The organism is Pseudoalteromonas sp. MBR-15 (assembly GCF_053628915.1).
Genome location: NZ_JBRJHH010000015.1, coordinates 94,672 through 108,770 on the forward strand (window position 1 = coordinate 94,672; position 14,099 = coordinate 108,770).

A 14,099-nucleotide genomic window follows, 5' to 3' on the forward strand; every position below is an offset into this window, starting at 1 on the left:
AGTTTTGTTTATAAAAAATTAATAAATTGATACAAAAATTAATTAAACGCTCAAAAAAAGCACTATTTTAACATTAATAAAGCTGTGAAATTTACAACACTTGGGCAAAAAACAATCAGAACAGCTGAATTTGACTAGAATATAGCCCCTTTGAATTAGTCCCTGAAACCTCAATAATCATGTTAACCAGTGGCAACAGCTGTTTATTAACATAAACACCATAATCGAAATTGTGATTTCCGGTATAATACTCAGCGCCTTTCAGCGTATATACGTATTCAATTACTTGACCTCGTTGTATTTGAGCATTGGGGTTATGTGCTAAATATTGCTTCGCAGCTTTGACATGAGGAGGGATATTTTTTTGATAGTCTGTTAGGTGTTGACCTAGACGTTTTCGATAAACCAGTAGCGAGTCATACTCGCCTGCGTAAAGCTTTTCCACATAGTTATCAAATAGCTGCCTGATCAGCTCTTGGTTGTATTGTTCGCTAAATAAAATTTCAAAGAGTGCGACCTGAAACCTCTGAGCAAGCTCTGTCCAATCACTTCGCACTGTTTCCATTCCTTTAAACACAAGTGCTGTTTTGCCATGTTTTGCTACTCTACCTACATAGCGTTTCTTTGAACCGGTGGTTTTGCCCCTAATTGTCGGCATAAAAAATGGGCTGTAGTGAGTTTCAAACTCAATTTCTAAGAAATTTTCTAATTTGTATGTTTCCTGTAATACACTTTCCCAGCGTTTGTTTATATTTCTTGCCAGCTTTGTACCAATTACGTTACAGCTCTGAGAATTTAATTCATCATCAAGTTTCACAAACGTGGAGTCAGTATCACCATAAATTACCTTATACCCCCACTCTTCTAGCCACTTTTTAGTAGTTTGCATAATTTCATGACCACGTAATGTAATTGAACTTGAAAGACGAGGATCGTAAAACCGACAGCCTTTCGAGCCTAAAACGCCATATAAACTATTCATGATGATCTTTATAGCCTGAGAAAGCATTGGCTGTTCATTGTCTTTAGCAAGTTGCCTCGTTGCGGCAAGTTCACGAATAAGCTCAGGTAGGTGGTGCTCTGTTCTTGAGAAAAGGGCTTGATTAAAACCTTCAATTGCGTGATTAGGGTGTTTTAGCCCCTCCACCATACCAAGTGGATCTATACAAAAAGTGCGCATTATTGATGGATATAAGCTTTTGTAATCAAGTACTAATATATTTTTATATAAACCAGGCTCCGAGGACATGACATAACCACCTGGACTATCAAAGCTAAGACCATGATCGCCTGAGTTTGGAGCTACATAACCACTGCGATGCAATAAAGGAAGATAAAGGTTAGTAAAGGCCGCAACGGATCCACCCATTCTTTCAAGCTCTAAGCCGGTTAGTTGACTTCGAACAACGGCAAAATCGAGTAACTTAAGCTTTTCGAAAATGCGTTGTACTAAAATACAGTCTTGGCGGTTATAGCAAGCAAGTGCGAGCTTATCTTCATTAAATTGGCGAACGATTTCTGCTAAGCGGTTATCTGAAGAAATTAGTTTTTCTTCACCTAACTCAATACTCGCCACATTCGCGAGGCTAAAGCTATCGTAGTGATATGTCGCATTTTTAAGTGTATCAATACCATCAATAACAACCCTGCCTGGGATCGTTAAACGTGTAAAATTACCAGTTCTGAGGGTCATTTTTTCATTGTTACGACCCAAAGGCAGCCCTACACCTAATGCTTCAGAACGAGCATGAAGTACTGTAAAATCAAACTCAATAACGTTCCAGCCAATAATAACGTCAGGGTCAATGACTTGCACACACTCACAGAGCTTATACAATAAGTCGATTTCATCCTCACACCATATAACATTGAAGTTAAGATCAGCGGTGTCCTCAGCTTTACCGATCATAAGAACAGCATCTATGCTCTTCCCGACTAGTCCTACTGAAAACAGCACCCCTTCTCCATCACATTCGATATCTAACGATACAGTCGTGAAAGTGGGTGTGAACTCGGTATTTTGTTTAAACTGAACGTCTGCTAATACGGGGTAAGGCTGACCTTTAATTAACCGCCCTTTGGCCCACACCGAACCTTTGATAAAACGCTCCATTAAAAACCGGTCAACCGGTCTAATATCGTCTTCGTAAACTTTGATGAAATGGGCTTTTAGCTGTTTTGCAGCGCGGTAATAATGCTTAAGTGAAGAAAAATAGCACGACACAACAGCCTGCTGCTGGAAGCTTTTTAATTGCACTGGCTTAAATTCACATGCCACATTGTGCTGTGCCAAGATTCGAGTTGCCGCAGCAACATCTTTTTCATTAATGAAAAAGAGCACTTTTTGCGGTGGGCTAATCAGCTTGACAGGTCCTTGCTCAGACAAAATCCACACCACAATGGATACGCCATGCGTACTATCAAAGCATTGTGTTGAAAGAATAAAGCCAGAAGTTAATTGCATCTATATGACCCTTTAAACCCAAATATGAAAATGCGAAATGCATAAAACAAATGCTAATCAACAAATTTACTAACAAGTCGCTTGTAGTTACTCAGTTAACTCTCTAAAATTAATTACTGTAATTATATACATACTTTAGGTTATCTGGGCATGCTTTCTGACTCATTAAAAAAAACTATTCGGCAAATTCATAAGCATGTAGCTGATAATCTCACTGATTACCGCCCACGAAGTAGTCAAAACTACTTAGTTGCTGAAATAGCCAAAACACTGGCGGGTGAATACCATAAAAGCCAACGTATCTGTGTTATAGAAGCCGGCACAGGCACGGGTAAATCGTTAGCGTATTGTTTAGGTGCGCTGCCACTCGCTATGGCAAAAAAGAAAAAGCTGGTTATTTCAACGGCGACCGTTGCCCTGCAAGAGCAGCTAATTAATAAAGAGCTGCCTTTTTTCAAAGAGCATTCAGGCCTCGATATCAAGTTTGATCTTGTTAAAGGTCGACAACGATATATTTGTGCACAAAAGCTCAGCAACGCGGTCAATGGCGATAGCCAAACCCAAATGGAGTTCATGCCCACACTTTCTTCTCCATTAAGTGATATGGAAACAAAGTGTTTAAAACAGCTGTACGATGCGTATTCAAAAAAACAATGGCAAGGCGATCGCGATAGCTGGGCCGACACAATTCCCGATAAAGTATGGGGCCTTATTGCTTGCGATAAGCACTCATGCCAACGACAAATGCGTGCTCATCAATTATGTCCATTTCATATGGCGCGCCAGCGGTTAATGCAGATGGATGTGCTTGTTATCAACCACTCATTATTGCTTGCCGATCTTGATTTAGGCGGCGGAAAAATACTGCCTGAACCCGATAACACCATTTATGTTATTGATGAGGCGCATCACTTAGCCCATATCACTCGCGACTTTTCATCTGCCGCAGCGACCATCAAAGGCACGATAGAGTGGCTTGATAAACTGGTAAAATTTGCAGGCAAAATGGCCAACGTTTTGGTAGGCCAAAAGGCCATTGGGCAAAATTTTAAACTGAGCGACAGTATTAATGATGCGGCTAAAAACTTAAAAGTGGTGCGCGACATACTCGACAATGCCAACTTTAATTACAACAGTGATGATACCTATCGCTTTGAGCACGGTGAAATCCCAGCCTCGTTACATGCCAAAGCAAAAGACATTAGCGACGCAACGCTTGATGCTCTGCGTGCCTTGAATAAAATGCATGACACGCTCGTACAAGATGTGAGTGATGGCGATATAAAACCCTATGTTGCCGACCCTATTTTAGGGGAAAGTGGTCACTACATAAATCGTTTGGAATTATTAAATAAATTATGGTTTAGTTATGCCACAAAGGGTGAAGGTATTCCCCATGCACGCTGGATTAAACGTTTAGAATATAAAAATCATCATGATCATTTACTCAGTGATTGCCCAATTGAAGTCGGTTATTACTTAAAAGATAAACTTTGGAATCAATGCGCGGGAGCCGTACTTTGCTCTGCAACTTTAACCGCACTAGGGTCATTTGACCACTTTGCTTACGAGTGTGGCCTTGCCAAAGAAGAGGGTGTTAAATATATCAAAGTGCCGTCACCTTTTGATTACCCCAAACAAGCTATATTACATATTCCGAACACACTTATAGAACCGACAGACAAAGCATTTAGTGATCATTTAGCCGAAAAGTTACCTAGTTACCTTGATGATAAAAAAGCAAATTTAGTGCTTTTTGCCTCATATTGGCAAATGGACCATGTGGTCAAAGCACTTAGAACAAAAGGGATAGATGTCTTAGTTCAAGGTGAAATGTCGCGCGAGGCTTTACTCAAAAAACACAAAGCTAATGTCGATTTAGGGAGGGCAAGTTATTTATTTGGTACACAAAGCTTATCAGAAGGGCTCGATTTACCGGGTAAATACCTAGAAAACCTCGTCATTACTAAAATTCCTTTTGCGGTGCCAACTTCACCGATAGAAGAAGCACAGGCCGAGTTTGTGCAAAGTAAAGGGGGCAATCCATTTTTATCAATCACAGTTCCTGATGCAGCAAAGAAATTAGTTCAAAGCTGTGGTAGACTGCTTCGCAAAGAAAACGATCAAGGTCGCATTACCATTCTTGATCGCCGTTTAGTGACCAAGCGATATGGCAAAGCCATGCTCGATACCTTGCCACCTTTTAAAAGACAAATTGATTATTAATGTTTGAACTAGCTTTAGAACCAACCACATGGGCATTACTTTGCGCTGTCGCGCTGGCCGCTGGATTTATTGATGCCATTGCTGGCGGTGGAGGTATGCTTACCGTCCCCGCATTACTGACAGCCGGACTTCCTCCCCATCTTACGCTTGGCACCAATAAATTGGCAGCCAGTTTTGGCTCATTAACAGCCAGTGTCACCTACTTTCGTAAGAAGTTATTTAGCCCTCGTTTTTGGGCTGCATCCATAATAGCAACAGCAATAGGGGCATTAATTGGTACGTTGGTTGTTGATTATTTAAGTATCGATTTTTTAAATAAATTGCTCCCTGTGGTAATCATTTTGGTTGCCTGTTACAGCTTATTTGGCAGCCTAAGCACAACAGAGCATAATGAATTACCAACACTTGATACTAAAACAAAGATTAAACAATGGTTACAAGGTTTAGGACTTGGCTTTTTTGATGGTCTTGCAGGCCCCGGTACCGGCACGTTTTGGACGGCTTCAAATAGTCTATTATATAAAATGAGCTTATTGCTTAACTGCGGCCTTGCTCGGTCAATGAACTTTGTCTCAAACTTTATTTCATTGATTACCTTTGTCGCATTAGGCCACGTTAATTTTTTATTAGGCATCACAATGGGCTTATTTTTAATGCTAGGCGCATGGCTAGGTGCGCATTCTGCGATTAAATTTGGTGGTAAAATGATACGCCCTGTCTTTAATACCGTGGTCATTATTTTGGCATTAAAGCTAATTTATGAGGCTTACTTATAAATGCATTCCCCTGCTTTTGATAAACTATGTGAACAAATTGCTCGGCTGAAACATCAAGCCACACAATTCGATCAGAGCAATTTATTTGCTAAAAACCGCTACATGCAAGCGCAACCAAGTTTATTTGATAGAGGGGTGTTTACAACAAAAAGTATGAAGCTTGCTGACTACGTGAGTGAAATTGAAGACGAGTTAAAAAGTTTACCCCCGGCAGAGCATCGCCACGCGTATCAATATGCCTTAGAGCGGATAACTCAGCAGGTACAAGCCGTCTTCAATGTAATAAAGTCGACTCCTGTTTGGGCAAAAGAAAATAAATACAGTTTTAAGCCTAAAACCAAACCTCAGGTATACAAACAAGCCGTACAAAAAATGATGCAATCGTCGCATGAACTGTATGACGAACTGAAACAGAACCATGAGTTTGAACGTCGTTTAGTACTGATGATCGAAGAAAGAAAACTCAAACTAGACGCAGCCAGCGCAGCAAAAGCAGCAGAAATAAATCAAGAGATACTAGCATTGCATGCACGCTTAGGAAGGTGTCGTAAAGCAATTTCTGCCACCGAAGACAAAATTCAACAGGTCGAAAAACAGCAGCTTAGATAATGTTTTACTATCATCCCAGTTATTCTGCGCTTAATTTACCCGCACGGCATCGCTTCCCTATTCAGAAGTACAGCTTACTAAAACAAAAATTAAGTACCTTTATAAACGACGATAAGTTTATTACACCTAATAAAGCCACAACAGCACAATTAGCGTTGTGTCACGACCCGGCTTACATTAATGCATTTTTAAATGGGACACTTGAGGAAAAAGCCATTAAGAAAATGGGCTTTCCTTGGTCAAACGAGTTAGTTGAACGCACCTTACTTTCTGTCGGTGCAAGTATAAATGGCGCTGAATTCGCATTGCAGCACGGTGCCGCTTTTAATCTAGGCGGCGGTTATCATCACGCCTTTAGTGATCACGGAAGTGGTTTTTGTATTTTTAACGATTTAGCGATTGCTGCAAACCACTTAATAAACGCAGGGCTGGCTGAGACTGTTCTGATTTTCGATTGTGATGTACACCAAGGAGATGGCACCGCAGAAATTGTAAGCCATCACGAACAAGTGATTAGCTGCTCAATTCATTGTGAGCAAAATTTTCCGCGCATCAAGCAACACTCACACTACGACTTCGCACTTGAGCATGGCACCACTGACCAACACTACCTTGAAACAGTAAAACAAGCATTCCAACTAACCGTTCGACTTCATCAACCCGATATCATTTTATATAACGCCGGCGCAGATATCGCTAGCGACGATGAGTTAGGGCATTTTTTTGTTAGCCTTGATGGGGTATACCAACGTGATCACTTCATATTAAGCCAAGCAAAAGCGCAGCAAATTCCTATTTTTTCGGCTTTGGGTGGGGGCTATCAACGAAATATAAATCGCTTAGTTAATGTTCATTCTCAGCTTTTTAGAGCTGCTGTCGATTTATTTTAAAGCTTGGTATACACTGAAATGACTATCACTTTGGATTCAAACTGTATGAAATTGCATGATGATATTCATAACTATTATGAAAAACTGGTTGTCGAAGATATAGCGCAACGAGAGTTAGATTCCGTATACAATGACGATGTGATGGCCGATTTATGCTGCACAGTACTCAACCAGCTTCCTGCTCGTTACATTCGCTACGATGTCGATATGGAGTTTTATTTACCGCACAGTGAGCGAATGCTAATGGAACAACAAGTACAAACAGCTATCGATGTTGCAATCAGCCAGGTTGCAAAGAAAAAGGAATTACAGAATGGGCAATGAATTAGAAGCCGCTCCTAATTATATTAAAGTGGCTGTCGACCTTATTATGCTCTTAGAACAAAACGAAGTCCCTGCAGAGGATGTGCTCGCAGCATTAGAAATAGTCAAATCAGATTACGAAAAAAAACGTGTAAAACCTGCTGAATAGAGGCCTTCTATTCAGTGCTTACTCTACACTTACAAGCCCGAATAAGGCGAGTTTATTAGTCAGTATCTGGTATGCTCGTGCTTTATTATTTTGAATGATTCATCATTATGCCAATACACAGCTTACTGCGCTTATTTTTCCTTGCCGCTATTTGGGGCGCATCATTCTTGTTTATGCGTATGGCGGCCTCAAGTTTAGGGCCTGCCGTTTTAATTGAACTACGCGTAGGCTTTGCCGCCTTAACACTCTGTGTCTTTGCCGTGTATTTTAATAAAAAGCTTGCTTTTCTTACCTACAAAAAGCACTTTTTTATTATTGGTGCACTCAATTCTGCGATTCCATTTTTATTATTTGCGTTTGCCGCACAAACTATTAATGCCTCGACATTAGCGATTTTAAATTCAACAACCCCCATTTGGGGAGCCATTGTTGGCATAATTTGGAGTAAATCGACACCGAGTAAAAGTATGATACTGGGACTCTTAGTCGGTCTCATTGGGGTTGCTATCCTAGTTGGACAAAACAGCCTAACTATCAATACCGCCACAGTAACAGCAATTATTGCATCCCTGTGTGCCTCACTTAGTTATGCTATTGCCTCGCATTACACCAAACACGCCCCCAAACTGTCAGCTTTCGATAATGCGCATGGCAGTATGTGGGCCGCAAGTATGCTCGTATTACCATTGATTTTTGTGATGCCAATAAGAGAAATGCCAAGTCAAACCGTAATGGCGGGTGTTATTGCTCTGGGTATTGTGTGTACTGCAGTGGCGTATATTCTCTTTTTTCGTCTAATTGACGAGATTGGTCCAACCTCTGCGCTCACCGTTACCTTCTTAATTCCTTTGTTTGGCATTATATGGGGCAACCTGATACTCGACGAAGAAATAGGGCCAAATACGTTACTTGGCGCTCTGTGTGTTATTGCTGGCACCATGCTTGTGACTGGGTTTATTCGTATAAAATCGCTTTTTAAACGACATACCTTGTAACAGAATCCCCTTTGCTTTTTAAAATCCAGTCTATACTCTATTGGATAAAGATACTGATAAAAGGAGAATTATGATGTCAGGCACTACGATGGTGGTATTAATTGTACTGATCTCGGTTGGTTCAGGCGTTATCTTCGATATGTATAAAAAACATTTAGAATTTAAATCGCGCACCCTAAAAGACAATAAAGAAGCGAATGAACAAGTTGCAGCGGTTACCGCTGAGCTTCTTGAGTTAAAACAACGCGTACAGACCCTCGAAGCCATAGTCACAGACTCAAGTTACAGCGTAAAACAAGAGATTAACAAGCTTTAAAACAATTAGGTTCGCATTAAGCGAGTATACTCATTAAGCACTTGCTGATAATAATCAGCATCTTGGTTTAGCATGCGTTGGTAATGTGCACATAGTTGCCCTAAGTAAGCTTGGTGCTCCTTATTCGTTAATTGCCACATCCCCTGTCCTACTCGCGTTATTGGCGTTTTAGCCGATGCGCTCACGAACATTAACTCATAAAAGCGTCTATTTTCAGAAATAAGGTGCTCGGCGACTAAACCAAAATCTAATGACTGTAGGTGGCTGCGTACTTTATAGCTATGGTGCACAGGACAAACTATAAAATCGATGTGAGCAAGATGATTGTGAGCCTGAATCTGCGAAATAAACTGACACATTAAATCTCCCCCAACTCCTGCAATAATCACGAGATGACGTTTTTGGGGTGTTAAAGAAATAGTGGCCACATCTTGGCAATGTACCTGCCAATGTCCGCGTTGTTCTTCAGTTGAAAAACGCGCCAATGTCTGTTGGAGTGACTGCATCAACTCAGGCACGATATCTACAAAGTGGATTTGATCGGCTCTATTATCTTTGAGTAACTGCATGCCTAAAAAGCCATGATCGCAGCAGCAGTCCCAAATCTCATCATACTCATTTGGGACCATTTGCGCGATCGCTGATAAACGCTTACTTAACGCCATTACTGTGTGGTTTTATAAACAAGCGCTTTTAAGCTTCTATCGCTGTCTACTTCAATAAAACCAGCGGTAGGCGCTAAACGTTCAACGAATGTAATTGCACCTTCTGTGTGCTCTGCAATCAGTGCTTTAAATGCTTGTTCAGACATTTCAGGGCTATTGGCACACAACAATAAAAGGGTGTTTTCGTTGAGCAGCTCAGGCAAACGGCGCAATATTTTTTGATAATCTTTCGTCAAAATAAAGCTGCCTTTTTGAAAGCTGGGCGGATCGACAATAATCAACTCATAAGGTGCTGACTTTTTAAGCTTACCAAATGATTTTAAAATATCATGAGGCAAGTAACTAACACCCCGTGTAAACCCATTAAGTTGGTGATTTTGTTTACCTGTTCTGAGCACGCCTTTATTCATATCCATATTAATGACTTGCTCAGCTCCCCCTTGCATTGCCGCAACGGAGAATCCGCAAGTATATGAAAATAAATTCAGTACTTTAGCCCCCTGACTATGAGCCTGCACAAACTCACGGCCACGACGCATATCAGGAAAAATACCGGTATTTTGCCTGCTCAATAAATCGACTCTAAATTTTATGTCATTTTCTTGAACAACATGCTCGTCAGGAAGTTCGCCGTGTACCACGCTATTAATCGTATTTATACCGCTACGCTGTTGATACACCAACGCAGTAATTAATTCTGGGGCATTATTTTGCGCCCATTGCCAAAGTACTTCAGTGAGTTGACCTAGTTGATCGTCAGGGATGCTCTCATACGATACTAAAAATAATGCCGGAGGGTAAAAATCAACATTAATATGGCTTAATTCAGCCACACTGTGGCCGCGGCCATGAAAAATACGGCAAAGTTCGTTAGCCGAAAGTGGCGCATCTGCTAACGCAGTTAAAATGGCTGAAAAATCGTTTGTCATAGTACTTAATTTATTAGCTGTTGTTGTAATTCATGTATTTCGTCACGCACTGAGGCTGCTTTCTCAAACTCCAGATCACTTGCGTACGCGTGCATTTTAGTCTCCAGTGCTTTAATTTGACTGGCAATCTCTTTAGCGCTTAACACTTTTTTAGATTCTTTACGGACCAATCGAAGGTTATCTTTAGGGCCAGCCTCTTCACCAACATCCATAATATCCGTGATACTTTTCACTAACGCTTGCGGTACAATTCCATGTTCTGCGTTATGAGCTTGCTGTTTTTCACGACGACGATCAGTTTCATCAATAGCCTGACGCATTGAATTCGTTATACGATCACCGTACAGAATCGCTTTACCATTTAAATGACGAGCAGCACGCCCTATTGTTTGTAATAAAGAACGCGTCGAACGTAAAAAGCCTTCTTTATCAGCATCGAGTATCGCTACGAGTGAAACCTCTGGCATATCAAGGCCTTCTCGTAATAAGTTAATACCCACTAACACATCGAAAACACCAGCGCGCAAATCACGAATAATCTCAACTCGCTCAACAGTATCGATGTCAGAATGCAAATAACGAACTTTTACATCATGATCATTTAAGTAATCCGTTAAGTCTTCTGCCATACGTTTTGTTAAGGTCGTCACTAAGACACGCTCATTTACCTCAACTCGTTTGTAAATCTCAGACAATAAGTCATCAACCTGAGTACCCACAGGGCGCACTTCAATTTCAGGGTCTACTAAGCCTGTAGGACGAATAACTTGTTCAGCCACTTCACCTGCTGAGCGCGTTAGCTCAAATTCGCCTGGCGTTGCCGATACATAAATCGTTTGCGGTGCAATTGCTTCGAACTCTTCAAATCGAAGTGGCCGATTATCCAATGCCGAAGGAAGACGAAATCCATATTCAACTAAGTTCTCTTTTCGACTACGGTCACCTTTGTACATTGCACCAATTTGCGATACGGTCACATGCGACTCATCGATGATCATCAAGGCATCATCAGGTAAATAGTCAAGCAATGTAGGCGGCGGATCGCCCGGAGTACGCCCTGATAAATAACGGCTGTAGTTCTCAATACCAGAGCAATAACCAAGCTCGGTCATCATTTCTATATCGTATTGTGTTCGCTGTGCAATACGTTGCTCTTCGACAAGTTTATTTGCGCTAAGCAACTGGGCTCTGCGATCTTTTAACTCAACCTTAATATTTTCAATCGCATCAAGAATTTTCTCACGGGGTGTCACATAGTGTGTTTTTGGGTAAATAGTCGCGCGCACAATGTGCTTTTCAACAGCCCCTGTTAATGGATCAAAGATACTTAAACGCTCAATTTCATCATCAAACATTTCCACACGCACCGCGTATGTATCTGACTCAGCAGGGAAAATATCAACCACTTCACCGCGCACACGGTACGTACCACGACTAAATTCAATGTCATTACGCGTATATTGCAACTCGGCTAAGCGACGAAGCATATCACGCTGGTCGACTGTTTCGCCTACTTTAAGTAACAACATCATCTTCATGTATGAGTCAGGATCGCCCAAACCGTAAATAGCCGAAACAGATGCAACAATAATTGTGTCACGGCGTTCAAGTAACGCTTTGGTTGCACTTAAGCGCATTTGCTCAATATGCTCGTTAATAGAGGCATCTTTTTCTATAAATGTGTCACTGGCAACAACATACGCTTCAGGCTGATAGTAATCATAATATGACACGAAATATTCAACCGCATTATGAGGGAAAAACTCTTTCATCTCTCCATATAACTGCGCTGCAAGCGTCTTATTATGCGCCATGATAATCGTTGGCCGATTTAGATCATGGATTATATTTGCCATGGTAAAGGTTTTACCCGTCCCTGTAGCACCTAATAATGTTTGATGAGCAAGCCCTGCTTCAAGGCCCTCAGATAATTGAGCAATGGCCGTGGGTTGGTCACCACTTGGTTTAAATTTTGAAACCAGTTGAAAATGATCACTCATAAATGACACTCCTTCATCGCCGTTGTGCTTAATGCATTTACTTCTTTTATAAACCACTTATAAGCCACAAAAGCCGTAAACAAATTACCCACAGCTGCGCCTATAAACAAGCCTGTTAACCCTGCAATTTCACTCCCGACATAAGCAATTGGCACATAAAAGACAAATAAACGAATGATACTTAAAATCAGCGCATTCATTGGCTTATGTAGAGCATTAAATGAAGAGTTAGAGAGAATTATCACGCCTTGCAAACCGTAACTTAATGGCAAGATATAAATGAAAAGTTTAATGACATCAATAACCGCCTGCTCTTTACCAAAGACATGCGCAATAAAACTAGAGGTCAAAAGCAACAGTAAATAAATGCCGAATTGCCAAATCATCACAAACTTCAACGTAGTAATATACGCTTCTTTTACACGGCCTAACTTTCCGGCTCCGAAGTTTTGACTAACAAACGGTGGCAATGTCATCGACAATGCTAAAACCACTAAACTGGCTATTGACTCAATTCGGCTACCCACACCAAATGCAGCGACGGCTTCAGGGCCATGCTTAGCCACTAACGCCGTCATCACAGCCATTGCAATGGGTGTCAACATGTTCGCCCCTGCTGCAGGTAAACCTATTTTTAAAATTTTTCTTATTGCTCCAATAATCGTTTGTTGGCCAGCGTACAAGCTCAACAAACCATTTTTAATTGCCAGTATATAAAGAATAATCACCACCGCGAAAGACCATGCAATTACACTGGCAATGGCAGCGCCTTGAATACCCAATGCCGGTATTGGGCCCAAACCAAAAATTAAAATCGGATCTAACACGGCATTAATGAGACCCGCTCCCCCCATTACTAAACTCGGCGTTTTTGTATCGCCACTTGCGCGCAAAACAGAATTACCAACCATCGGGGTAATCAAAAATACACTGCCTAAAAACCACACACTCATATAGTCGTGTATTAGCGGAAGTACTTGCTGCCCAGCTCCCAACAATTCAAAAATAGGGGTAATAAATACATACCCAACAACAGACAAGCAAAACACCAAAACCACAGAAATGAGTAAAGCAATACTGGCATCAAACCGAGCTTCATCTAATTTGTCACTCCCTAATGCTTTCGCAATTACCGCTGAAGTGCCAATACCGAGGCCAATGGCAAGACTAATAACCGTAAAGGTTACAGGAAAAGTAAAGCTCACTGCTGCTAGGGGTTCGGTACCAAGTAGACTAATAAAGAAAGTATCAACTAGGTTAAACATCATTAAGGTGATCATCCCGAAGATCATAGGGATAGTCATTTTTTTCAACGTTGGCAGGATTGGAGAGTTTAAAAGATCAGGTTTAGATTTGCTCTGCGACGTCACGGTCATGGGAATACTTTGCCTCTTTTACTGAGCTGATAAGTTTAAAGCATCCTCGCCTTGCAAGCCACGGTTAATTTTAAACAAAGAAAACTGTCACTTTTGAGGCTTTAACATAAAAACAACCACGAACATCGTTAAAAAACAAAATAAGAACATCATTAATAGCATTGTTACAATAAAATGGCAGTGACCGCTGCTTTTTTACACAACAAACTGTGTCATTTTATCGTCACGAATAACATTACTTATCAATTCAGCGTCGCTTCAGATACAAAACTTAACTGATTGATTTTAAATAAGTAAAAAAAATATGATTAAATGCTTGAAATTGCTGCAGCGCCCTAAAATTCTAGCGCCATAGCTGTTCTTAAAGTTTAATAAACAGAG

Annotated in this window: 13 protein-coding genes; 8 read left to right on the top strand and 5 right to left on the bottom strand. The window is 40.9% G+C overall.

Annotated features, from left to right (window positions below):
* Nucleotides 1-115: 115 nt before the first annotated feature.
* On the bottom strand, nucleotides 116-2,464 hold the full coding sequence (locus tag ACSSVW_RS17665) for a DNA polymerase II (protein ID WP_454179840.1): 2,349 nt from the start codon (nucleotides 2,462-2,464) through the stop codon (nucleotides 116-118).
* Nucleotides 2,465-2,614: 150 nt separating this feature from the next.
* Between ACSSVW_RS17665 and dinG the strand changes: the two genes are divergently transcribed.
* The 8 genes from dinG to ACSSVW_RS17705 all read left to right on the top strand — a co-directional run bounded on the left by dinG (nucleotide 2,615) and on the right by ACSSVW_RS17705 (nucleotide 8,748).
* Nucleotides 2,615-4,690 (top strand): ATP-dependent DNA helicase DinG, encoded by a 2,076-nt coding sequence (gene dinG, locus ACSSVW_RS17670; protein WP_074989793.1) that lies wholly within the window; start codon nucleotides 2,615-2,617, stop codon nucleotides 4,688-4,690.
* The gene (locus ACSSVW_RS17675; protein ID WP_036969465.1) at nucleotides 4,690-5,466 is read left to right on the top strand and encodes a TSUP family transporter; all 777 of its coding nucleotides are present in this window, start codon (nucleotides 4,690-4,692) and stop codon (nucleotides 5,464-5,466) included. The genes dinG and ACSSVW_RS17675 overlap by 1 nt, the downstream gene beginning before the upstream one ends.
* Entirely contained in the window at nucleotides 5,467-6,075 is a 609-nt protein-coding gene (locus ACSSVW_RS17680) for a primosomal replication protein (protein ID WP_036969469.1), read from the top strand. It abuts the gene before it with no gap.
* Nucleotides 6,072-6,965: a histone deacetylase family protein gene (locus ACSSVW_RS17685; RefSeq protein WP_454179849.1), complete on the top strand. Its 894-nt coding sequence runs from the start codon at nucleotides 6,072-6,074 to the stop codon at nucleotides 6,963-6,965. The genes ACSSVW_RS17680 and ACSSVW_RS17685 overlap by 4 nt, the downstream gene beginning before the upstream one ends.
* Before the next feature lie 45 nt (nucleotides 6,966-7,010).
* Nucleotides 7,011-7,289, top strand: coding sequence for a late competence development ComFB family protein (locus ACSSVW_RS17690; RefSeq protein WP_065978833.1), 279 nt, complete (start codon nucleotides 7,011-7,013; stop codon nucleotides 7,287-7,289).
* The gene (locus ACSSVW_RS17695; protein ID WP_075594137.1) at nucleotides 7,279-7,437 is read left to right on the top strand and encodes a YbaM family protein; all 159 of its coding nucleotides are present in this window, start codon (nucleotides 7,279-7,281) and stop codon (nucleotides 7,435-7,437) included. The genes ACSSVW_RS17690 and ACSSVW_RS17695 overlap by 11 nt, the downstream gene beginning before the upstream one ends.
* 107 nt (nucleotides 7,438-7,544) lie before the next feature.
* Complete coding sequence (locus ACSSVW_RS17700; protein ID WP_182396263.1) at nucleotides 7,545-8,432, top strand: DMT family transporter; 888 nt, start codon at nucleotides 7,545-7,547, stop codon at nucleotides 8,430-8,432.
* Nucleotides 8,433-8,505: 73 nt separating this feature from the next.
* The gene (locus tag ACSSVW_RS17705) at nucleotides 8,506-8,748 is read left to right on the top strand and encodes a hypothetical protein (protein WP_036969480.1); all 243 of its coding nucleotides are present in this window, start codon (nucleotides 8,506-8,508) and stop codon (nucleotides 8,746-8,748) included.
* Between the two features lie 5 nt (nucleotides 8,749-8,753).
* Here the strand turns inward: ACSSVW_RS17705 and ACSSVW_RS17710 are convergent, their stop codons facing one another.
* Genes ACSSVW_RS17710 through ACSSVW_RS17725 form a run of 4 tightly spaced genes read right to left on the bottom strand, consistent with a single transcriptional unit; the run spans nucleotide 8,754 to nucleotide 13,718 of the window.
* Entirely contained in the window at nucleotides 8,754-9,413 is a 660-nt protein-coding gene (locus ACSSVW_RS17710; RefSeq protein WP_182396262.1) for a tRNA (adenine(22)-N(1))-methyltransferase, read from the bottom strand.
* Complete coding sequence (locus tag ACSSVW_RS17715; RefSeq protein WP_074989788.1) at nucleotides 9,413-10,342, bottom strand: class I SAM-dependent methyltransferase; 930 nt, start codon at nucleotides 10,340-10,342, stop codon at nucleotides 9,413-9,415. Before ACSSVW_RS17715 ends, ACSSVW_RS17710 begins: the two co-directional genes overlap by 1 nt.
* 5 nt (nucleotides 10,343-10,347) lie before the next feature.
* Nucleotides 10,348-12,342 carry an excinuclease ABC subunit UvrB gene (gene uvrB, locus ACSSVW_RS17720; protein WP_036969486.1) on the bottom strand — a complete coding sequence of 665 codons (1,995 nt, stop codon included), beginning with the start codon at nucleotides 12,340-12,342 and terminating at the stop codon, nucleotides 10,348-10,350.
* The gene (locus ACSSVW_RS17725) at nucleotides 12,339-13,718 is read right to left on the bottom strand and encodes an MATE family efflux transporter (RefSeq protein ID WP_075594142.1); all 1,380 of its coding nucleotides are present in this window, start codon (nucleotides 13,716-13,718) and stop codon (nucleotides 12,339-12,341) included. The genes uvrB and ACSSVW_RS17725 overlap by 4 nt, the downstream gene beginning before the upstream one ends.
* Between the last annotated feature and the right edge of the window lie 381 nt (nucleotides 13,719-14,099).